The 23,340-nt window shown below is 46.3% G+C and carries 13 protein-coding genes; 3 read left to right on the forward strand and 10 right to left on the reverse strand.

Annotated elements, in window-relative coordinates; genetic code table 11:
- Positions 1–142: 142 nt before the first annotated feature.
- Together ORJ01_RS15215 and ORJ01_RS15220 are read left to right on the forward strand one after the other, a co-directional pair.
- A complete protein-coding gene (locus tag ORJ01_RS15215; protein ID WP_306178763.1) occupies positions 143–1,222 on the forward strand; it encodes a transglycosylase SLT domain-containing protein in 1,080 nt (359 codons plus the stop codon).
- A 161-nt stretch (positions 1,223–1,383) separates the two neighbouring features.
- The gene (locus tag ORJ01_RS15220; protein ID WP_306178764.1) at positions 1,384–2,124 is read left to right on the forward strand and encodes a FadR/GntR family transcriptional regulator; all 741 of its coding nucleotides are present in this window, start codon (positions 1,384–1,386) and stop codon (positions 2,122–2,124) included.
- Positions 2,125–2,311: 187 nt separating this feature from the next.
- Here ORJ01_RS15220 and ORJ01_RS15225 read toward each other — a convergent pair whose 3' ends face one another.
- Positions 2,312–5,248, reverse strand: a complete 2,937-nt coding sequence (locus ORJ01_RS15225; protein WP_306178765.1) for a TonB-dependent receptor — start codon at positions 5,246–5,248, stop codon at positions 2,312–2,314.
- 655 nt (positions 5,249–5,903) lie between these two features.
- On the opposite strand from ORJ01_RS15225, the gene ORJ01_RS15230 reads away from it, so the two are divergent.
- A complete protein-coding gene (locus tag ORJ01_RS15230; RefSeq protein WP_306178767.1) occupies positions 5,904–7,184 on the forward strand; it encodes a polysaccharide lyase family 7 protein in 1,281 nt (426 codons plus the stop codon).
- Positions 7,185–7,317: 133 nt separating this feature from the next.
- Here ORJ01_RS15230 and ORJ01_RS15235 read toward each other — a convergent pair whose 3' ends face one another.
- The 9 genes from ORJ01_RS15235 to ORJ01_RS15275 all read right to left on the reverse strand — a co-directional run bounded on the left by ORJ01_RS15235 (position 7,318) and on the right by ORJ01_RS15275 (position 23,225).
- Entirely contained in the window at positions 7,318–10,968 is a 3,651-nt protein-coding gene (locus ORJ01_RS15235) for a VCBS domain-containing protein (protein WP_306178768.1), read from the reverse strand.
- A gap of 123 nt (positions 10,969–11,091) precedes the next feature.
- Entirely contained in the window at positions 11,092–14,010 is a 2,919-nt protein-coding gene (locus ORJ01_RS15240) for a TonB-dependent receptor (protein WP_371930779.1), read from the reverse strand.
- A 394-nt stretch (positions 14,011–14,404) separates the two neighbouring features.
- Entirely contained in the window at positions 14,405–15,298 is an 894-nt protein-coding gene (locus ORJ01_RS15245; RefSeq protein ID WP_371930780.1) for a polysaccharide lyase family 7 protein, read from the reverse strand.
- 140 nt (positions 15,299–15,438) lie between these two features.
- Positions 15,439–16,089: a bifunctional 4-hydroxy-2-oxoglutarate aldolase/2-dehydro-3-deoxy-phosphogluconate aldolase gene (gene eda, locus ORJ01_RS15250; protein WP_306178772.1), complete on the reverse strand. Its 651-nt coding sequence runs from the start codon at positions 16,087–16,089 to the stop codon at positions 15,439–15,441.
- 48 nt (positions 16,090–16,137) lie between these two features.
- Positions 16,138–17,070 (reverse strand): sugar kinase, encoded by a 933-nt coding sequence (locus ORJ01_RS15255; RefSeq protein ID WP_306178773.1) that lies wholly within the window; start codon positions 17,068–17,070, stop codon positions 16,138–16,140.
- 4 nt (positions 17,071–17,074) lie between these two features.
- Positions 17,075–18,382 carry an MFS transporter gene (locus ORJ01_RS15260; RefSeq protein WP_306178774.1) on the reverse strand — a complete coding sequence of 436 codons (1,308 nt, stop codon included), beginning with the start codon at positions 18,380–18,382 and terminating at the stop codon, positions 17,075–17,077.
- Positions 18,383–18,384: 2 nt separating this feature from the next.
- Positions 18,385–18,729: a cupin domain-containing protein gene (locus ORJ01_RS15265; RefSeq protein ID WP_306178775.1), complete on the reverse strand. Its 345-nt coding sequence runs from the start codon at positions 18,727–18,729 to the stop codon at positions 18,385–18,387.
- Between the two features lie 5 nt (positions 18,730–18,734).
- Positions 18,735–20,942, reverse strand: a complete 2,208-nt coding sequence (locus ORJ01_RS15270; protein ID WP_371930777.1) for a heparinase II/III family protein — start codon at positions 20,940–20,942, stop codon at positions 18,735–18,737.
- Between the two features lie 12 nt (positions 20,943–20,954).
- Positions 20,955–23,225: a chondroitinase-B domain-containing protein gene (locus ORJ01_RS15275; protein ID WP_306178777.1), complete on the reverse strand. Its 2,271-nt coding sequence runs from the start codon at positions 23,223–23,225 to the stop codon at positions 20,955–20,957.
- Positions 23,226–23,340: the final 115 nt, after the last annotated feature.

Below are 23,340 nucleotides of genomic sequence, written 5' to 3' on the forward strand. Positions count from 1 at the left end.
TGTTGCTGGTATACATCATTCTGGCTATTGAGCCTCAGCTAACAACCGTTGCGCCAGCTTTTGCAACACCGGAGAAAATATGGGTTCCATGCGACCTAGCAGCTATTGGCCCGTTACCGCCGCTATACTATTTGGATGCCTATTGTCTGCAAGCGCTCTGGGGCAACAACTCGTGCAACCTTACCAGAACTGGACTGACGTTGTGCGCAGCAAGCCTTATGCCGAGAGCCAAGGTGTGTATGACAACGTAATGAATGTTAGACGTTGGATCCTGACGCGTTCAGGACACTGTACCGAGCGCAATCGCCATTTGCTATTTGATATGCGCGGCAACTTTTTAGAATTTATCGAAGATGCCTCAGATTCACCGCAAACCCAGTTAATCCTGAATCAAACTCGTCAGGGTATGGCACAACAAGGGCGGGTGCATGCCTGGGTGGAAGGTAATAACCAGACACTTGGCTATCCTTTCGCGATTCGTTGCCACCAACCTTATGTCGATTTATCGCTTGCCATTGCGCGTTATCTGGGCAAGCATCCGGAAGGTAGGCTGTCTGGCAACTGGGATGGTATAAAAGTAGGCACACCTAAAAACCAAGCTTCACTGCATGACACCCTGCGCTTGGTATATGCCCGTCGCGCGCAGCAAAAGCGTATTAGCCTGCCAGAAGATCTTCTAGCCGATCTGGCCGGTATGTTGATTATTGAAAGTGGTGGCGTGCGCGAGGCCCATTCAAAAGCCAATGCTAGAGGTATATTACAACTGACTCCACAAGTATTAAAAGATTGCGGCGTTCCCAAAAATAAGCAGTTACACCGCATCGCTCAGGTCGATTGCGCGCTCTGGTTATTTGAACGTAACCATCGCATGTTGCATCCCGTATTCATGGCCCGTTTCGGCCACTTACCAGAAGAAAAACGGGAACAGGTTTATCGGCTGCTGCTGATCCAGGCTTATCACGGCGGCCCCCGCAGAGTAAGATCGCTGCTTATCGATGAAGATCTTAGTAAACCCGCGACCTATTTTGCTGAACATCATCAAGACTTTAGTGCCGGTGATATTGCTTTTGGTATGGTATTTCATAACCTTGGCCGCAATCGGCTTGGCTTCGCATCACTGTATTACACTGCCGACATAAGAATTGCGCTGCAACTGTTAGAGTCACAAAGCAGTACCCAACTGTTTTCTTGGCAGCGCTCCAAAAAGCTAAAACCGATTTAAACAAGACCATTGCGTTTAGCAAAACCAATTAGAAATTTCTAATCTGGAGAGTGACCCTAGCTGAATAAGATGCCGGCATTTTGAGAATTTTTGATAGGTTCGGGGTATAATCGGCGTCAGTACCTGTTCGGCCAATGGCAAGACTTAAAGGGATACCCATCATGAAGAAACGTAGACGTTTCTGGACAGTTGTTGAAAAGTTAGAAGCGTTGATTGACAAAGGCGTTTACCCTGCAGGAAGCCGCCTGCCCGCTGAAAGAGAGCTGGTTGAAATTTATCATGTTAGCCGTCCAACGATACGCGAAGCGATTATCGCGCTAGAAGTGAGAGACAGAGTAGAGGTAAAAACAGGTTCAGGCGTATATGTCACTGATTCTGCTGGCTCAGCACCTTCACTTGAATCTATCAGCGCATTTGAGCTCACCCAGGCTCGGGCATTAGTAGAGGGAGAAGCAGCAGCGTTAGCCGCAGTTAAAATCCGCGACACCGAGCTTGCAGCGCTCAAGCAGGCTCTGGATGATATGTCATCTTCAGAAGATTTGGATAAGGCTGATGAAGCCGATCAACAATTCCACGAGATCATTTCTAGTGCAACACGTAACAATGCCATTGTCCTGTCCATTTACAACCTTTGGAAAGTCAGACGGAATGAGCCGCAAGTCGTTGCCGCTTATCAGGATGTATGCTCGAAAGGTATAGCGCAGCGTATCAAAGAACATACTGCTATTTATGACGCCATAGTCAAACGTGACGCTTCAGCGGCAAGAACGGCGATGCACAATCACTTCGACCGTTTGATTAATGCTTTATTTGAGGCGAGTGAAGCTAAAGCCTTGGAAGAGATCAAACGTAAAACGGATGAAAGCCGCGGTTTGTATTCTATCTCTCACTTAAATAAGTAGTAACGGTTAGCGTAACCCATTTCACATCTGGCACTGTTTTTTATCTTTCATAATAGGCTCTGACACAGAGCTTATATTTTTTTTGCCACACGCAAAAAAGCAAACCTTTAGGTTTGCTTTAACAAGTGCTTTTGCTGTGATTTTGCTTGAGCCGGTTATCTTAGACAACCAGCCCTAGATAGTAGAATTAAAATCTGTAACTGGCACCCAAGGTAATTCGACGGTCTGTTAAGCCCTGAAAGCAAAGTAGCGCGCCTTCATTAACGCAAGATTGACGAACCTCAGATTCCGTCAGGTTGACGGCTTCAATGCCAATATTGAGTTGATCGTTTACATCATAACTGATACTGGCATTAAGTTGTCCTCGGTCTTCCTGAATGACCGGAAACCCCCAAGGATAACTTGATGTACTGCCAAAATCGTTTGAACGAAACGCTTCTCGCCAGGTGTAACGCATCCGGGCAGACAAGCCATATTTTTCGTAATACAAGGTCAAGTTGTAGGCATTTTCAGATAAGTTGAGTAAGCCTTGCACGGCAGTAACGTTCAGTGAACCTGTACCACCTGTTGACGCAGCAAAAACCTGACTAGGACGACTGGCCGAGGTATTGACCGCTTCACCACCAGAGAATTCCTGAATAGTATAGTTTGCCACCACACCAAAACCAGATGCCCAGCCAAGCTGATCTTCGAAAGCAGAAAGATCATACTGGAATGCCATTTCGATGCCTTTTTGCGTAGTCTCTTTAGTGTCATTAATAATAGTGGAGAATGGTACACAAACACCTACGTTAGAACTCACCGGACCAAACACGTTGATCAGCGCAATGGGGTTCCAGATACCGCCTTGCTCACACTCTGGACCAATAATGTCACGATAACCTGTGACAGGCTCTGAATAAGGATCATCTTGTTGCCCCACATGCACATCTTTACGTATCTTGTGGAAATAGCCGATACTGACAACTGCGGCCTGAGCAAAATACCAATCTGCAGAAATATCAAAGGATGTAACCACTTCAGGTTTTAAGTTAGGATTACCACCAGCTACCGGTGGATTAGGGCTAGTACTAAATGTATAAGAAGTTGAAAGGTCACTAAAATTCGGACGGCGAATATCCTTCCCAAAAGCAGCGCGCAGCACCAGATCGTCGGTTACATCGGCGGCCAGATTAATCCGCGGCAGCACAAAACTGTAATCACTTGAGCTAGTTTCTGCGACGACATCTCCGTTAACACTGCGGTTGCCGGTTGAATCAAGATCCGTTTTTAAATAACGTACACCAAGATTACCGCGAAGCATACCAGTTTCAAAATTTGCCTGAGCATACAGTGCATTAGTGGATTCACTGATATCATAAAAACCTGCAACTGATGACGTTGGGGCATTCAGTGGTCTTGTCCCCCCATGGGCAGTAATGGCGTTAGCTAACGTAGTAAATACCCGATCAGGATCAGAGCCTACCAACGCCGGGTTCACCAGCAGAAAATCTTTAATATAAAGCGCTCTGCCATCTGCGGCATTAAAGTTATTAGGGCCAGTTGTCAGAATATCAGCAAACAAATCGCCACTGGGAGAATCCACCATTCTGGACAAACTAAGATTTGAGCCCACAACGTTGGACACACTGGATGTCTTGTTATAACGATAACCTGCGTCAAGCGTAGTAAAAATCGACATATTCAAGTCGTAGCTAAAATCAACACGCATGGCATCTTCGGTATTTTCATTGGTATTATTTGCTAGTGCTACCGCTTGCAACCTGTAGTTGGCTGGGTCGAGCAAATCAGCAGGAGCAGGCGCATTTTCTGCACCAAATGCAATGCCGAAGGCCAAGGCACCACCACTTAAGTCATACTCAAACGGGACACCATTATCGTTAGCTGACCCAATTGCCGCATTGGGATTGACAAAATTGAGCGTAGTATCAATTCGGGGGGTCGCAGAGTCAGATGAAGATGAGGATATCTCGGCGCTTATTTTAAAATTATCCCCCTGGTGTTCCCCACCTAGCCGGAATATTTTGCTCTTGGTGGCCCGAGAACTGGTGTCACTGGATAAGCGTAAATTACCGTCCGAACCGTCAGACTGAACCGGAATAATACCTTTAAGTGCGGCTTGAATGCTGCCAAGCTCGACACCATCTAAAGAGCCAAAATTAATTGTTTCAAATTCAGTTGGAACCGAAACACCAATAAGATCACTTACCCCTGACGCCTGAACCCTGGAACTTTCTTCCCGACGGTCCTGATCATTTATAATCGCATCAAACCAAAATTTGTTGTTGCTGTTTGGCGCCCACTCAAAAGAACCAGCGAAATTTTTTGTCTCATATTCAAAGTTATCGTAATCCTGGATCAGAAACTGAATGGGTAGATAATGGAAACTTTGTGCGCTGGCTAAACCACTGTCAGAGCGAACAAGATTATCACGGTCAGCTCGGGGGCGAAATGCGGTTACATCCTGCTCTGCATAACTGCCACTAATGACAAAACCAAACTCACCATTGTCATTTTCCCAATTATCACCAAAGGTTCCTGATAAGCGCGGTTTAACGCCATCGGTAGATAAACTGCTTTCTTCACCTTGCACTCTAAATGCGGCTAGCGTTTCACTTAACTCAAGTGGGCGAATGGTTCTTAAGTTAATAGTGCCACCAACAGAGCCTTCAATCGTTTTTGCTTGTGGCGCTTTTATGACTTCGACACCTGCAATAATCGATGCAGAAACATCTTCAAAATCAATACCACTGCGCCCTGCACCCGATCCCACCGTAGATACACCATTAATTTCAGTGCGGTTTGCATCAGTACCGCGAATTTGTACTCCCGTACCGACACCCGCTGAGCGGGTAATCTGAATACCAGTAATATTTTCCAGCACTTCCGCTAAATTTTGATCGGGTAGTTTACCAATATCTTCTGCTTGAATAACTTCAACTAAGCTGCCGGCATTACGCTTTTCTGCCAAAGCACTTGTTAAGGAGCTTCTGATCCCCGTCACCTGTATCACTTCGATATCGCTTTGTTCTACCTCTGACTCTTGGGCGTTGGCGGTAGACGCGATACCGAGTGCCGTTGTCGACAGTATCGCTAAGGTAATTTTTGATAGCATGTGTCTCATTTTTGTTCCCCGTCTAAAATTATAATTATATTTTGGGGTCGCAACTGCGACCTTAAGTTAATCGCGAACCTTTATGCCAACATTCTTAAAAGAACAACTACTGGCAATTTTATTATTATGCTTTATGTTTACACCTTATTAGAATATTGGTCAACCAAAAGGTTAACCTATTTGGTAAAAAACTCTCCTGCCCAATAAGCGAAAAACTAAAAACAACATAAAAAAAATATAAAAATCATATATTTATATTGTTTCATAATGAGTAAAATTACTTTTTAAAGTACCTTAAAGAGACTATGCGACTGAAGAACATATCCAAGCTACCGATGAAATATTGGTTTAAATGTGACACCAGCATCCATCGCTCAAATTAATTGGTTGACCATTAAAGATAAACCGGTAATTATTTATGGCATAACCAGCAATACCAAACATCACCACAACGCCAGATTTATACCAAGTTCTATTTATCGTTCTAGTAGGAGATAAGGGCATGTCTTATCGGTCAAAAAGAGTCCATCAATTCGGCAAACTCGTTATTGCCATAAATTTAGCTCTAGCTGTCACAGCCTGCGGTGGAAGTAGTGACACTAATACCACCAATATTACATCCCCACCCCCTGTGATAGTCACACCTGAGCAATGCATCAATCAGGTGTACCCAATACGCTCTGCCACTGACGCCATGGAGAACTCGGCATATCCAGCATCCAGTGCCATTGATGGCAACACATCATCCCAATCCAGATGGTCAAACGATGTTAGAAATGCCGCGCTAATATTAGATTTGGGAAGCGTTAAAACACTGGGTGCACTGACCATTAAATGGTTTGAAGGGAATAAACGTATCGCAAGATTTTCTGTGGAAACTTCGAGCGATAACACGAGTTGGACCACCGTATTAACGCAAGCAGATTCCAGCGGCAGACATAGTGGTTTTGAACTAGTAAAAATCGAGCCGACATCAGCCCGCTATATCAAGCTAATCGGGCTTGGTAATAACGAAAACCAAAATAATGCCATTGTTGAAGTTCAGGCGCATTATTGCCAAGATGCCGGCGGCAACTTCAACGAACGTTTTCCTAATGAATTGGGTATCGAGTTAATCGACTGGTACCTGAGCATCCCTACCGATGAGGACAACAGTGGCACCGCTGACTCCATTTTTGAAACAGACCTTGCAAACGGTTATACCAATTCTGAATTCTTTTATGCCTCAGCTGATGGCGGCATTGTGATGCGCTCACCCAGTTATGGCTTTAAAACCTCTGCCAATACTAGCTATGTACGGGTTGAACTAAGAGAAATGTTACGCCGTGGCGACCGTAGTATCAGCACGCAAGGCGTGAATAAAAATAACTGGGTGTTTGGCAGTGCCTCAGCACAAGGGCGGCAGAATGCAGGCGGCTATGACGGCGATTTGCGGGTAAAGATGGCGGTTAATCAGGTTACCACCACTGGCGAAAATTTTCAGATTGGCCGGGTAATCATTGGTCAGATCCACGCTAATGATGATGAACCGGTTCGCTTATACTATCGAAAACTGCCAGGAAATGAACGCGGTGCTATCTATTTCGCGCATGAGAGCCGGGTGAAAGACAGCCAAGGTAGAAACATTGAAAGCTATGTTGACATGATTGGCTCACGCAGCAATACCGCCGCAAACCCGGTGGAGGGAATCGCCCTGAATGAGGTTTTTAGTTATCACATCAGCGTTAATTTCAACTTACTCACCGTGACGATTAGCCGTGCAGGCAAGGCCGATGTTGTGGCCCAGTATGATATGGCTGAAAGTTTGTATGATCAGCCGGGTCAGTACCACTATTTTAAAGTGGGCGTATATAACGTTAACAATTCAAGCAATCCAGCAGAGTTTGTGCAAGCCACCTTCTATGAAATTAAAAACAGTCACACCGGATATTCGGCTAGCGAATAACATAAGCGCTGTACGAGTAACGTAAACACTAAGGGTTTGAGTTACAGTAAAAAGAAGGCGGGATAATTCCCGCCTTACTATTTACACTACACGTTTAATCTCTGAGCGCTCACCCAGCAGTATAGTAAAGGTGTTATTCCACCGCGACAACCGCCTCATTAGTTGCTGAGTTATAAGGTGACGCAGAATTGTCTGTATCCAGCGAGTCACCCACGGCATAAGATTCAAAATCGTCTGAGAACAATAGGGTTCTGCCCTCTGCATCGGCATAAATAGCAATATTATCTACCGATACCACACCGGTTGCAGGTATGGTGCCGCTGTTGCTACCAAATCTTACCGCAATGTGAGTGACACCACCGAAGGAGTTATTATCTGGCGTAAAGCCATCGGCCGTAAACCGCACACCGTCAACCTCAACCGTGACCACCGGATTCACTTCAAGATTGCCACCTGGGTACTTCCAGGTAATCACCACATGCATAAATTCATCCAGCAAGACGTTGGCTGCGGAGGTGTCGACACCTGCCGGGCTGCGAACCGCAAAGCTATCGTCAGTGATACGCAGATCTAAAATCGCCCCATCGTTATTGGTGGCGGAATTAAACAGCGTAATATAGGCATCGCCATCACCCATTTCATCGTCTAAACGTTTGATGGCAAGCACAAAGCGACCTTCAGCCAGCGGGCCTTTGTCGGCAAGCGCATATCTTAACTCGCCGGTGTCAGTCGGATCGGTATCCCGTATTTCAGCAATTTTATTGCCCGGTGTGCCAGGGCCACTCGCTTCACCAATAGTCTCAATACTTGCCTCAGAGGTTGCTGAGTTATAGGGTGATGCCGAGTTATCTGCGCCAAGAGAATCACCATTATTATATGACTCAAAATCGTCAGAAAATACCACATTATTGCCGGCCTTATCCGCGTAAATGACTAAGTCATCCACCGTAAATTTAGCCGTCTCTGGTCGTACGCCACTATTGTCACCGAACCGGAATGCAACGTGCGTGACACCACCGGTAGAACTGTTATCTGGTGTAAAGCCTTCAGCCACAAAACTGACGCCGTCTACTTCAACCGTTACCAGCGGATTAACCTCTAAGTTACCATTTGGATATTCCCACGTGATAACAATGTCCATAAAGGTATCTAACAACACGGTGGCTGCCGACGTATCAACATTGCTTGGGCTACGAACCGCAAAGCTATCGTCTGTGATACGTAGATCTAAGATCGCACCATTGTTATTGGTGGCAGAGTTAAATAGCGTGATAAACGCATCACCATCACCTAATTCATCATCTAAACGCTTAACCGATGCGGTAATTCGACCTTGTGCCAGTGGGCCATTACTGCCAAGCGCATAACGTAGCTCGCCAGTATCCGTTGGATCGGTATCAATAATCACTGCAACCTTATTGGCGCCTGCGGTTTCGCCACCCACACCATTGATAGTAATCACCAGTTCTGCGGTGGTGCCATCGAAAGATTCAATGGTGATCGTATCGGTTTCGCGTTCACCGCTCACTAAAGCCGCAATGGTAGCGTTGGTCGTATCAAGCAAGTAGCTCCAAGAACCGTCTTCCAGAATAGCAAAGTCGCCAAATCGGCTGCGGAGCGAGGCTGGCATAATAAAGGCTTCACCTTCATCTGGGTCAACCACAGTAACGGTTCCGGTCAAGGCTGCAGTAGCATTGCTTGCAATAGACGCAGTTAAGTCAAAGAAAACGGCTGGCGTTGGCTCAACAGTGCCATCCCCAACATCAAATACCACAACTTCAGAGTAGATCGCTAAGTTATAAAGACTGCCGACACCATCCAGGGTGTCACCCTCGGCGTAGCTTTCAAAATCATCTGCGAATACGCGGGTGGTACCTGCAACGTCTGAATAGACCTCAATATCATCTACATAAAAAGAACCAAAAGGGATGGTTCGATCATTGTCACCCAATCTAAATTGTACCGCTTTAACGCCATCGGCGAACCACTGTTCCAGATTAACAAAATCAGGATCAACTACCGCCGCAGTGGAGAACGACCCACCACCAATCACTTCATCGTTAATCGTAAGGGTTAATTGCTCAGCGGCATCTAAATCCCAGGTAATGTCAACGTTATAGAATTCGCCTTCCACAAAGGGAGCGGTAACGATGACACCCGGATAAGCGGCACTTTCTGTGTTTCTAACCAAGAAGCGAGGTGCAATCGGCATACCATCACTGCCCGTTTGCGAACCTTGAATACGCAAATCAATCAACGCCTCACTGGAACTACCAGAAGAACCATACAGTGTAATATAGGCATCTTTTATATTGCCATCACTGCCCAGGGTTTCATCTTTAGCAAAAGACGCACTGAGTTTACCTTTACGTAAATTGTTAACACTAAAACGAATTTCACCAGTGTCATTACCCGTATCCGAAATCTTCACTAATTGCGTTAACGCTGCAATGCGGATCTTGATTTCAGCAGTCGTTCCGTCAATCGAGGTGATGGTCACCGTATCATTCACAGAGTTGCCAAGTTCTAGGCTGGCAACCGTTTCGTTGTTCACATCGACAGTGTATGACCAATTGCCTTGGGCACTGATACTGAAAGTACCATAGTCGAGCAGCTCGCTATTTTGTGCCAGAATTTCATCTTCGCCAAAGTTCGGGTCAATCACAATAACAGAACCCGTTAACGGCTCGGTGGCAGTATGTTGAATGGTGCCACTCAAGGTCCCTTCAATGATTGCAGCAACAGGGGTGTTGTTGTAGCCAATCGCAGAACCAATAATATTAAGTAAAGAGACATCCACTTTATTTGCGATAACTGACATACTTTGTAAATTAAGCTGGGCCGTTTCAAGGGCAGCTAACAACCCCTCTGAAAAGGCACCATCAGCCAAATCAGCCGCGATGTCGGCGATTAACGTTGCCATGTTTTTGTCAACGTTGTCGGCATCGAGTTGCGACAACAGTGCTAATACCGAGCCATAGCGGTCGGCATCTGCTGCACCAGCAGCGCCCAGATCTACAACGCCAATCTCGGTCGGTAACACAGTTGTAGTATCAAAACGAATACCAAAACGTACATTGATGACTCGAGCACGCTCAGCAAAGGTGTTTAAGTTGGCACCTGCTGCCTGAACCGCCATTTCCGTTAAAGGCGACACAACATAAGAAGGTGCAGGCGTATCTGCAGTGCCTTCCACCACATTCACCACCGATCTTAAGGTAGGCGCTTCCAGCATTAAGCCGGTTGACTCATCTTTATAGGTACCGCCTGAACACGAAATTAAGCCCGTACCTTCAAAATGCACATTAGTAAAAGTGACGCGACCCATACTATTGGAGATAGCCGTGGCCTGAGCCGGTGTTGCTGCAACACCCGTGTCAGTCACAGCAAATATTTCGCAATTTGCGGCGTCTATTGGCCCTTTTACCACATTGGCATTGACATCCAGGGTAGGCAGTATCACAGACGTCGATGCCCCTACGCCTTCTGTAATGCCTTTTTCATCGGTATATCTGGCCGACACGGAGATGGTAGAACCTTCATCCGCTTCAGTGATGGTGTATGACGATCCCGTTGTCCCCGTTGACCACTGGTAAACTAGGGTGTCGCTTTTAATGCCGTCGGCATCCGTTACCGATGCCGAGAGGGTGGTGCCTGCGATTAATGCGCCACCACTGATACTGATACTTCCTCTGCTATTGCCAGCCAGTTCGTTATTATCACCACCACCACAACCGACCAAAGCGGTTGCCAAGATGATGGCTATCAGAGACTGTTTAAACATGCTTTCTGCTCCTAATGGTTCAGTACTAACAAGTGGCTTAGTGACTGAACAAAAGTAATATAGGTCAATACTCGCGGGCTTCGACTTTCTCCCGCATTCTGATTCAGATCTCTAGTGAATCGATTAGTACTTCAAACTAATACCGGCAAAGAATCGCGGACCGTAGTCGTTAACTTCGCCCAAGTTACCCTGCACAAAGAAATCCTGTGATTTGGGTGCACTGAACAGGTTAATCGCTTCCACTTTTACCCGAATATTTTTATTAATGCGGTAAGAGGCGCGGGCTTCCCATACGCCCACTTCATCAACATAACGCAGTCGGGTTCCGTCAGTGGTATAGGGCTGGAAGTATTCACTGCGATACTTGTAAATAAGTGCCGTATCAAAATCGCCGATTTGATAGTAGATCTGACCACTGAATACATGTTCAGAAAAGCCAGGGACCGAGCCAGGTGGCACAATACCTGCCGTCAATTGACGCGTGGTGCCATCTAAATCGGTAATAAAGGTATTACCGTACAAGCTGTCTTCAAACTCGAAGTCCGTATCGGCGTAGTTGTAACCCAGCTTAACGCCAAGACCATTGTCCCAGCGATAGGCTATTGACGCCTCTAAGCCGTACAGGTCACTTTCATTGTCCGTAGTGACCGAATTGGTAATCGGCAAGGTTACCGTCTGACCGTCAACAAGAAAGTCTTCCAATACGGTGCGTTGTTGGAACCCACCCTGGAATTGTTTGTAATAGAGGCTTAGCGCGAAGATGGAATCTTCGTTAGGATACCATTCAAATGCGACATCGTAATTCCATGACATCAGAGGCTTGATATTGGGGTTACCTGAACCATTCACGCCGACAAATAAGTCTGCCAAGGACGTTGGCGCTACATCATCATCCGTTTGGAATGTGCGGCTATAACTCATATCACTGGGGTTCGCTCGTGACATGCCCCGGTAAATACCGGCCCGCAGCAAAATGTTGTCACTGTAATCGACGACCAGGTTAAAGCTAGGGAGTATTTCGGTATAACCGCCGCCGCCAGTAATCGACTCTAACGAATCGCCGGTAACCAGGCTCAGCACCCCTAATTCATTGGTAACAACATCAAAGCTGTTTCTAAAACCAATTGAAGTAACGTCGGTATCAACCAGCCGCACACCAAAATTACCGCGAATAAACTTACCGAACATTTCAGTATCGTAGTTGGCCATCAGATAAGCCGACAGGGTTTTTTCAGTAACATCCTGAGTTCCCGAGTTTTGATACTCAACTTCCGGGTAGGCAAAGCTCCCACCAACTGAATTCACAAGTGCTTGTGAGAAACAGACATTATCGTAAGTGGCCCATGATGAACCCGTACCACTGGCCACGACGTTACCGTTACTGTCGATGTGGGTAATCAGATTGCCATCAGACACAGAGGATAATAAGTCGGTTTCAGGGAAATTGATCTGACATTGCTGCAATACGTCTAATGCGGATATTGCACTTTCATCCAGCAATATTTCCGTACGTGAACCACTACCTTGGTTACCACCAAGCTGCACAAAACTGAGCTCTGACGCTCTCACCCCACCTTGCACACTGGAAAACACATTGCTTTCCAGCGCATATTTGAAATCCAAGCGTGCAGAAACAATCTCGTTTTCACGCACACCTTCTCTATCAAGACGGGTGCGTAAGCTATCTGTGAAATTCGAGATGTCGGTCACATCAAAATCAGTGACGGTAATATGCGGGATATACTTGCCCATTTCCCACGTTAAAAAGGGCCGGTCAATCGTTCTACCCCGGTTAGAAATTTGCAACTCTTCACGTTTGGTTTGCGAGTAACCAAAATCGGCCGTGATCGTTAAGCGGTCACTGAAAAAGTGTTCAACATTCAGGCCGTAACCAACATAATTTTCTTCACGAGAAAACTGCTCGCCGGCGGACTCAAAACGCTCTTCGCCTTGCCATTGCAGAATGCCGCCTACATCATTAACAATCAGATTTTCACCAGTGACACCCGGCGTAACGCGCTTTTGTAAGAACAGTAAGTCATGACGTGCTTCCGCTTGATTACGATCCGAGATTTGCGCGTCAAAGTTGATATCCCACGCATCGGAAGGGCGATATTGTAACGCAAGAAACACAGCATCACGCTCATCAGACGTTTCATTTTGGCGGTAACTACGGCTACTACCCGTCCAAGCGTAAGGCGTACCCGCACTTTGTGCCTCACCCGTCACGGGGTTAATCGCGGTTTGATAACCTTGATTACTACTACCCACCACCCGATCTTCGCAATCACCGGCCGTACTGCGGAAAAAACCTTCATTGGTGTTAGTGGGATCGTTTAAACATGCCCATAAAGAAGCGCCAGTCGGGCCTGAACTGCGATATTCCGCTTCAGGTTGGCTGATATCCTGACGTTGCACGCCAAACGAAACCCCTAAGGCCTGACCATTGTCAAACTCAAATTGGTCAACAAGGCTGAATGTTACCCGACCACCTAGATTGCCGTGTAATGAGTTGTCAATATTAGCTTCATCAGGGTTATAATTTACTTTTACCTCCCCCTGAATTTGCTGTTTACCGTAATCTAAAGGCTTTAGCGTTTCTAAGGTAATGACACCGGCCACACCCCCTTCGATCAGTGATGCGTCCTGAGTTTTATAAATCGCCACTTTTTGCATTAACTCAGACGGAAATTGTGAAAAGTTAACTGAGCGGTCACCACTACCATTTGTCGCTTCACGACCATTAATGTGCGTGGCACTCAAGAAGGGGCCTAAACCGCGAATCGTAATTTCTGTCGCACCGCCATTTTCACGGTGAGAGGCGGCACCCGTTATTGACTCTAAGGCTTCACCAATTGACAGTGCAGGTAAATCACCGATATCTTCAGCTGATAAACCATCAACCACCGAAGTCGCTTCACGCTTTATGGCAATTTGGTCCTGGATGGTTTTACGGGTACCTATAACCTCAATCACCTCAACTTCAATATTTTCAGCTTCTTTTTTCGGTTCAGCATTCGTGTCTTGCGCTTTGGCAGACATCGCAATAAAACTGGTAAGAGAGACAACCAGTGCCATTTTTACCACTGTGGCGACAGGCGAAAGCCTGAAGTGTTTCTCTTGTGTACATCTGTCGGCATCATTATCAAATATCAGCGACATATCCTGTTCTCCGTTATTATTTTGTGCGGTTAGGTTTACCTGTTACCTGTAAGAAATTTATTTAACGTTCGAAATATAACCAAATCAAACCGCTATATCAACCAATTATTAATTATTGATATTACCAATGTTAATTACCAATGAGAGTTTAAAAGATGCAAAAGGTAAAACACCATAAAGATAAACAGCTAAAATGCCATAAAAAAAGCGCAAATTGGTTAACCAATTTGCGCTTTGATGAATATGCCTTTAGCGTTGCATTCAACAAAAATGGCTAATTATCGTGCTGGTTATCAAGGTGATAGAACGTCGCCTGCACATAGTCTCGAGGATCGCCGCTATTGTTTTGGTTATAAACACCCGCTTTAAAGTACATATATTGATTATTCCTGTTATAACCACTTTTACTCATATCTATGGATTTAGTGATATTGGCTTTGCCAGGACGAATGATAGTGACAAACAACTCACTGTTTTCCACTGTAATTTTATAGCTGAACTTCTCATTCAATCCGATGCCATCTTCGGGATTGACTAAGGTGTGAGAGCGCGAGCCGATAATATGAACCCAGACGTCATCGCCGCCATTGATCTCATGCGCAAAATAAATAGAGCCCTTTTCATTATTAGGGAGTTTTCGGTAATAAAGTCGAATGGGCTCATCGTCTGTTGCATGGATCTGGCCAATGATCACTCTGCCGACTTGTTTCTCATCGCCCGTTATCGATACCCTATTAACGGCAAGCGTTGCTTCTAGGCTGCCTTCAACAGCGCCAGCATTGCGTTTAACTGAACCGTGCGCTTGGCTAAAAACCCAGTTATTCTTGGTTATACCTTGCGTCTTGATCTGAGTATTGCCGCGCCTGAGCATTTCGCGCAACTCTGTTCTGGCATACTTGGTATTGCTTGAAGTTTTGGCACCTTCATTTGGACAAGCGAACACCATACCGCCATCCTCGGCGGTGTAAAACAACGGTTTCAGTTCAAAGCCATCAGCTAATGCCCGCTCGTAAACAATGTCGGCTTTTTTATCTTTGTTCAGATCCGTTGGCAGCGTTAAACTCCAATCAAGCAGATCAAAGTTTTCACTGGGTTTTTTCGCAGGATCCAAATGCGTAAAATTTCCCAGTAATACCCCTTGCGCTAATTGTTGGTGGGATACTGGCATTACAATATTGCTGTCACTCTGGTCATTTTCATTGGCGTAAGTGACGAAAACGGCCAATAACATTAAGCTCAGCGTCAACATGCGGTTTATGGGTTTCATTGTTGTTCCTTTTGCTCTACCAAGACGATCCCCGAGTGCTTCTAAGTCACTGAATGGGTCATTTCTGCACCTTGTCTATTCAACGCTTGATAGCAGGCGGCGGTAATGGCTTGCCAATTACCCTGTTCAACCCACTTGGCAGGTGCAACCCAGGTTCCACCTACCGCAAACACATTGCTCAATGACAAATAGTCCTGCATATTTTGCTGATTGACGCCACCGGTCGGACAAAAACGAACCGACTGGAATACCGACGATACCGCCTGCAAGAAGGGCACCCCGCCCGACAGTGAAGCCGGAAAAAGTTTCATTTCCGAGTAGCCATGCTCATACGCCAGCAAAATATCACCGGTATTAGACACACCCGGTAGCACCGGCACGCCACAGCTTGCCAATTCAGTCAATAGCGTCTTTGAGGTTGCTGGGGTGACAATGAAGTCAGCACCGGCTTGCAGTGCCTGATTCAAGATCCGGGCATCGATCACCGTCCCTGCGCCGACTTTCAGTTGCGGCACTTCTTGCTTAATCGCCGTTAAAGCGGCAAGAGAAGCTTCTGTTCTCAATACTACTTCGACCAGAGTAAGACCGGCATCCGCCATAGCTTGGGCAATTTGCACACCCTGTTTTGGTGATTGCGCTTGAATAATAGGGAGTAATGTCTGTTTTGCCATCAGTTCAGAAAAACGCGTCATGTCTGAATATCTCTTTAATTAATAATGTATGTTGTTTTGCCGTAACAGCTATATGCCTACTTCAGACATGGCCTGTTTGAATGCTGCCAAAGGAGCTATCGCGCCCGGGTGCTGGATCACCGTACCGGCGGCTTTAGCGCCTAGTTGTACCGCTTCAAAGACCGATCGTCCTGACAAACGCGCCCCTAAATAAACGCCATTGAACGCATCTCCGGCAGAGGTGGTATCCACCACATTGGTAACAGGGGTGATCTGGTGGCTGTGCCGTTCTGTGCCAATTTGTGTGACAACGGATTTCGGCCCATTTTTTACCACCAATTCCTCCAGTTGATATTGCTGGCAAAAGTCTAGTGCCTCTTCTGCAGACGCAATGCCATAAAGCACGCTGAGATCTTCAACGCCAGGTAAGGCGATATCACTTATTTGAAAGGCTTTATTAAACTGCTCAATTGCCGCATCTTTGCTCGCCCAAAGCTGCGCCCGATAATTGGGATCAAACACCAGTTTCACGCCAGCCTGCTTTAAGCGTGCCAGTTTTTGCCAAAAGGCGTCCCGGCTGTCTTCGTCAATAATGGCCAGCGGAATGCCTGAGAAAAAGAACATGTCCGCTGCCGTTAATTGTTCCACCACATCATCAGTTAGAAACTGCACCACTTTTTTGGCGGCGGAATCGTTACGCCAGTAGGTGAAACGCCGCTCACCCGCGCTATCAGTCTCAATGAAATACATACCCGCCACTTTGCTTGGATGTTGAAACACAAATTGTGTGTCTAAATCCTCACTTTTAAATCGGCTAAGCATTTTGTCACTGAGTCGGTCACGACCAATGGCGGTGATCATGGATACGGTTATTGTTGGAAAACAGCGTTTCATATATACCGCTGAGTTATAGACATCACCAGCAAACGAATGCCCCATCGTCGAGTCATCCTGTTCTCTTAGTTCAACCATGCACTCACCAAGAAAAAATATCTTCGTCATGTTCTTACTCAGTTTTCTTCAAAGGTTCGATACGGGGGATCAAAATCCACACCGCGGCAGCTGCAGTTATGGCTAATGCTGCACCTATCACGAACGCGGGAGTGTAATTGCCGTCTGCTGTAAGATAAGGCACTAAAGAGGTCAGCCCCACTGCGCCTAACTTAGCCGCCATGCCAGAAAACCCGGCTAAGGTACCTACTGCACGCTTGCTGTAAAGATCGCTAGGAAGTGTTTGCACGTTACCTATAGCCGTTTGGAAACCAAATAAAATCACGGCCATAATTAACACCGCAATAACAGGCTCTCCTGGATCGGCCATCGCAAGTAATGATGGCAACATAATTAAGCAGCCCAAGGTGATGGTCAGTTTACGGGTTTTATCCGCACTCCAACCCGCGTTCAGTCTGTTCTGGGCCAGCAAACCACCAAACCAGGCACCAAACATTGCGCCCACATAAGGTACCCAGCCATAGATCCCGATAGACTTCACATCCATACCGTAAACTTCATTCAGGTAAATTGGGATCCAAAACACAAACAACCACCAAATTGGATCGATGGCCGCAGAGGCAATAATGACGCCCCAGCTTTCCTTGCGAGAAAGCAGCTCCTTGGTAGTAGGGTTATATTCTGCCTCTTCTGGCAAAGCTGCCTGCTGCGGCGTCAGTTTCGGTTTTTGACCGGTCAGGATATAGTCGCGTTCTTCTTCGGTAATCCATGAATGCATGGCAGGTGGCGCTTTAACTAAAATCAGCCAAGGTACCAGCCAAAGAAAACCCACCAGACCGATAATCACAAACACCATTTGCCAACTAAAATAAACGGTAAGAAACGCAATCAATGGGATAGAGATAATGCCGCCAATGGCCGCACCTGAGTTAAAAATACCCTGCGCTAATGCACGCTCTTTGATTGGAAACCACTCAGCATTACCCTTAGTAGCCCCTGGCCAGTTACCCGCCTCGGCAACCCCCAAGATCGCTCTGAAAATAGCGAAACTCAGCACGCCTTGTGCAAGAGCATGCATAATGGTCGCCAATGACCAGACACCGATAGAGAGCACGAAACCGATGCGGGTACCCACCCAGTCAAAAATCTTGCCAAAGATCGCCTGACCAAAGGCATAGGCGAACACGAACACCACAGAGATGTTTGCGTAAATTTGTTTGCGTTCCAGTGCCGATTTTTCAGGAAATAAATCCTCTACAATAGCTGGCCAGAGCACACTGAGCGATTGACGGTCAATGTAGTTAATGATGGTCGCCAGCGCGATCAACATCACCACCCACCAGCGTAAACCTTTAATTTTCATGATTAATCCTCTAGAAAGTCTTCTCTGGGCGGGCTGAAGGTGTCAATTAAGATACCGCCGGTAGGACATACTGCACCGTGCTCTACAAAAGGAGGGATCAGGCAACTGTCGCCGGGTTTCATCACTTTGATTTCCCCACCAACATTAAAGTGAAATTCTCCTTCTTCCACATAGGTCACCTGTGAATGACGATGTTTGTGTACATAACCTTCGGCACCCTTGGCAAACCACACTTTCACCATCATCAGCTCGTGGTTATAACCCAGTAGCTGACGTTTTAAGCCGCCGCCCAAATCTTCAATCTCGGCCTCAGCACCAGAGATAAAATGGTTACTTTGCTTGCTCATATGTCTTACTCCTCATCATCGTTCAGTGCAAAAACAGCCAGTCGACCGTTAATGACATACGATTGGTGTTGATATTGAAATTGTTGATTAACTGAACCCTCTGCCGCTTGGTTAATCGCAATCAGGTATGACTTACCTGCGATAGTGATATCGACCAACAGCAGTTCATCTTGTTGGCTGTAGCCAAGCTCAGTGAGCTGACTTTCTGCATCTAGCGTGTATTCCTCGCTTGGATTGTATTCGCCGTGAGGTTCAAGTACGGAAATGAAGTGATGTTGCTTGCTGTTCTCTACTCTGCGGACGAAAGCTTGCTCATTGCGTAGATTAAAGTGAGGATCGTTGGCCCCGATCTGGGTGAACAGAAATTCTTCCTGACCATCGACTAAACTAGTGTGGGTATAGAAGCGTCCATTCTCATTCAACCAGGACACCTTAGCCAGCCCCTGCTTGGGTAAACCACGGCCTTTAAGCCACAGATGCTGATAACCATTTTTAGTGCCTAGCGCCGAAAGCTGTTGGGTACTCACCGACAATTCAAAGTTCGTGTCAATAAGTTGGCCTTGGTAATGTAGCGGCAGATCAAGTTGATGGGCTTTCTCTGCAACAACATCAAACACATCCAACACTATGGATTTTTTAAGTTCTGGTAAATTAACCAACGCCATAGTCCGCTTTAACTGAACACCTTGGTAAGCCGTATCAATATGCGCGCGGGTAACAGAGCCAAACGGGCTGGTTTCAAAGTAATTAAGTACAGGCGAGTGCTGGTTGCCTACCTCAACGTCGCCATTAAAGTGACTGGTTTCATCCACCACCACCGTATTGTGCGACACCGTTTGCTTAGCGTAACTCTCGTTTTCAGGCAGGTAACGGCCACCAAATTTGGCTTCCACATTGAGAAAACGCGCCGCACCATAATCAGAGACAATTTCTTTACCCAGGTCATAAAACTGCCAGGTGAGCTTGTCAAAGTGGCCATGGCCAAGACCTTGAGCTGCAGGTTTAAACAGTACGGCCTGATCACCCGCTAACTGGCTGCGCATAATCACTAGCGCGCCTTGCTTGCCATCACTGCCATCACCAAAGGCAACGGAGTCAAATTGATAGGCTTCAGCCAAACCTTTATCCAGCGCTTGCGCTACCTTTAGGCCATCGCCAGAGAGAATAATCTGATCCTGTTGCTTAGCGATATCCAGATAGCCTGGCGCCTCTGTTAGGCTGTATGCCAGCGCAACGCCATGCACCAACTCGATGGTGTCGATACCCTTACTTTTTATCGCATCGTTGATGGGGAAGAACAAACCGTCATAACTTAATTGAACAGTGGTATCTATAGCTTTTAATACAATCCCATCACGATACTGAAAGATCTTTCTTTGCGGTTCGTTATTTTCAATCGCTTTGGCAAAGGTAACGAAAGGCAATAAGGCGTAACGCTGGTAATATGGCCCTTCATTGTAGTAACCCTGAGGGGAAAATAATTCTTCCAGTTGCTTTAAAAACCCGCCTTTGCCTGATTTTTCCAAATCGTAAAGCGCTTTTTCAACCCACTCTGGCTCGTTCATCACATAACCGACCATACCCACCCCGGCGGTTGCCCAGGTACCATGGTTATGCACTTTGTTAAAGGTAGAGGGCTGCCCCTCTGACAAAAACAGCGCAACAGGCTTAAGCAGCTTGGTTTCAATGCGCTTTCTGTCTTGTGCACTGAGCGCACTGTGAACAAAATCGTAAGCCTGGATGGTATGTACCAACCAAACGGCCTCATTTAAACTTTGCCAAAACAGCTTGCCGGGATTTTGTGACTCCACTTTTCGTGCGGGGTGCACATCTAATGTTGGATACAACTTTGCATAAGCCAGCAACATATCACGTACATAATTGGCATAAGTTTTATCTTGGCTAAGCTGATAAACAATGCCGGCGTTGTACATTAGCTGATAATTTTTCTTATGCTGTTCATGGGTAAAACCGCCACCACCGTCTTTCGGTACAGGAACATTGATAGGCTGAGTCAATTGCAGATCAACTTGGCTTTTTAGATCGCTATACGCTTTAGAGAATCGTCCTGGCTTAGAAATGGCCTTGCGCATCTCAGACACATCAGCGGGTGTAATCACCAAATTAGGATGAGCCGCTTGCACAGCAAATGGCAGTATAAAGGCCAAGGTAACCAGTATCAGCGACGTTACTTTTAACAGTAATTTTGACATGTTCATCTGCAGCTACCTCTTGTCAGTATTTAGGGTTTTGTTATCGTCAATGACTGCCGTGTGCGGCCCTTCAACCCTGAGTTCAGTGACAGTGGGTGCTTGTGTGGCATCAAAAAGATTGTTCTTAATAACCGTTATGGGCTCACCAACCGTATGCTCTACCACTATTGGCGCAGACTTAACTAGCGTGTTTTGCAGAATGTTGGCAACCTGCACACCGTGCAAATACAAGCTGGATTTATTTTTGTTGCGCTTGCCATAACCCACTTGGTTTAACGTGTTATCTGCCATATGCAAAAGCGGCCCAAACGTGCTTTCATCGGTACCACCACGATAAAGCTTCACCACCGCCCCCTGCACATTGTTAAAGGTATTGTTTTTTACCGTGACATACTCGGCGTTATAAATGCCCAAATCTTCAATTTCAGTATTAAGAACCAGAATATCGCCGGTCACATTGTCAAAAGTGTTACCCATCAGGCTGATCTCATCGGCAAAGGCACCCTTGCCCGTGACGAAAAAATCAAAGGTATGATTGATATCCAGCGCTAAGATGTGTGAGTTCAGCAGCACAAAGCGGTAGTTATCAACCATGCCCCATTTTTGGGTTCGAACCACAGAATTACCCGCCGAGTCAGGACTATTTGCCCCAGAGATCACTAAGCCCTCAAGTTTCAAACTGCCGCCGTTCTGAATTTCAAACAAGGCGGAACGTTCAAAGGTTAACGTGGCTTGACCTGCTTGTGCCGCTTTGATGGTTAACGTTTTATTAATTTTGATCAGTTTTGAGACATCATATTGACCATTAGCCAGCACAATAACGTCACCTTCACCGGCTTGGTCTATTGCCGCTAATAAAGCCGTTTCACCCTGTGCCACTTGATGTGTTTGACCTGAATCAAATGTGACAAACCCAGGCGATTTCGGATACCAACTTGCCCCAGTATCTTGTTTAGACAGTACTTTTAAGTCGCGCTTCGCCCCAGCGTTTAGCTTGCCCGACACGGGATAAAGCAGGCCGTTTTCAGCTTTTTTAAGGGCGACGTTCTGGCGTTTTACACCATAGCTCAGCGCGACTGGCAGCTCGGTATTGGCAATATTACCGGAGAGTTTTATGCCGCTTACATCATCAAACAGGCTGAAAGGCTGCTGTTTATTGGTATTGATAATCAGGTTATCTTTCATCACGGAGTTGATAGGCACCGCGGTGCGTTCGGCATCGCTACCGGCCGCCAAGTGCATATGATCAACGTCTATAAAGCTGTTGTTAACGATAAGGGCGTTTTCGACCTGATGATAGCGGTTGATTGACGAGTTCGGGACGCCATTTAGCACCGTAAAGCCACTGCCAAATCGATAGCCTTTTAAACCTTGCAGATAATTGTTACGGATCACCTGATCTTTGTTGATAACACGTATCCCACCAGTGTGCTCCACGCCGTTTCCTAAAAATATATTCTGCTCGACGATATTACCGTTACCATGGCGCAGGGTCAGCGTGCCGCGGGCCTCAAAGAACACGTTGCCACGTAGGGTATTTTTGCCGGACTTGATCGAAATAATTTCTACTTCACCATTGGTGTGTTCGAAGTAATTGTTTTCAACCAAGGTATAAGAATCGGTAAGCGAATAATGGCTGGTGCCAATGCGCAGTGTTTCGCCACCATTAGAGCCAAAGGTAGGGCGATAACCAAAGTAATTGTGATCAATCTGGTGATAGTTTTGCTGACTCTGTTCGCTATTTAACCTAACCGCTAGGGTAACGCCTCTATTACGTTTTCCCACGAAATGACTGTGGTCTAACCGATTATGCTGCCCATATAAGGCTACCCAATAATCCGATTCCTGCTTATCCGGGTTGTTATAGTTATCGATAACGACTTCCGTCACCCGTGAGTGAAAGGCTAACGCATTACTGTTTTTGCGAAACTCAATAACGGCACTGCTGGGGGTATAACCGTTTTTAAACACCAAACCAGAAACGGCTAGATGCTGACCGGCTAACCGCAGATTAGACAGGCCAGACAGGATCACTTGGCCCTTGGTTTCTGCCGTTAACGTTATAGGCGCATCAGCTTCACCTTGCCCTTCCAGCAGGATCTCAAAGTCTGTCCACACCCCGTTTTTCAAGATGATCTTGTCACCTGCAACCAGTTTCGATGAAATCGCCTGGTAGTAGTCTTTATTCGCGACAAAATATTCAGTTGCGAATGCAGTAACTGATACTGGGACTAATACCAGAGCCAGGCACATGTTTAGCAGATAATCTTTGAATAAACGCATTATGGTTTTTGCACCTCAATACTGAGACTCGCTTCATTACTGTAAGAGCATGAAGTAAGGGAGTTACTTCCTGCGCTAATAAATTCCATCTTATTAGCGCCTTATCCACCGTCGA

The organism is Alishewanella sp. SMS8, from assembly GCF_030737935.1.
In the GTDB taxonomy this organism is placed as follows: Bacteria; Pseudomonadota; Gammaproteobacteria; order Enterobacterales; family Alteromonadaceae; genus Alishewanella; species Alishewanella maricola.

Bases quoted from the DNA above. Each gene is read 5' to 3' on its own strand.
- ORJ01_RS15255 (WP_306178773.1), bottom strand. From the start codon at position 17,070: ATGACGAAGATATTTTTTCTTGGTGAGTGCATGGTTGAACTAAGAGAA.
- ORJ01_RS15245 (WP_371930780.1), bottom strand. From the start codon at position 15,298: ATGCCAGTATCCCACCAACAATTAGCGCAAGGGGTATTACTGGGAAAT.
- ORJ01_RS15220 (WP_306178764.1), top strand. From the start codon at position 1,384: ATGAAGAAACGTAGACGTTTCTGGACAGTTGTTGAAAAGTTAGAAGCG.
- ORJ01_RS15265 (WP_306178775.1), bottom strand. From the start codon at position 18,729: ATGAGCAAGCAAAGTAACCATTTTATCTCTGGTGCTGAGGCCGAGATT.
- ORJ01_RS15275 (WP_306178777.1), bottom strand. From the start codon at position 23,225: ATGCGTTTATTCAAAGATTATCTGCTAAACATGTGCCTGGCTCTGGTA.
- ORJ01_RS15235 (WP_306178768.1), bottom strand. From the start codon at position 10,968: ATGTTTAAACAGTCTCTGATAGCCATCATCTTGGCAACCGCTTTGGTC.
- ORJ01_RS15225 (WP_306178765.1), bottom strand. From the start codon at position 5,248: ATGAGACACATGCTATCAAAAATTACCTTAGCGATACTGTCGACAACG.
- eda (WP_306178772.1), bottom strand. From the start codon at position 16,089: ATGACGCGTTTTTCTGAACTGATGGCAAAACAGACATTACTCCCTATT.
- ORJ01_RS15260 (WP_306178774.1), bottom strand. From the start codon at position 18,382: ATGAAAATTAAAGGTTTACGCTGGTGGGTGGTGATGTTGATCGCGCTG.
- ORJ01_RS15270 (WP_371930777.1), bottom strand. From the start codon at position 20,942: ATGTCAAAATTACTGTTAAAAGTAACGTCGCTGATACTGGTTACCTTG.
- ORJ01_RS15240 (WP_371930779.1), bottom strand. From the start codon at position 14,010: ATGTCTGCCAAAGCGCAAGACACGAATGCTGAACCGAAAAAAGAAGCT.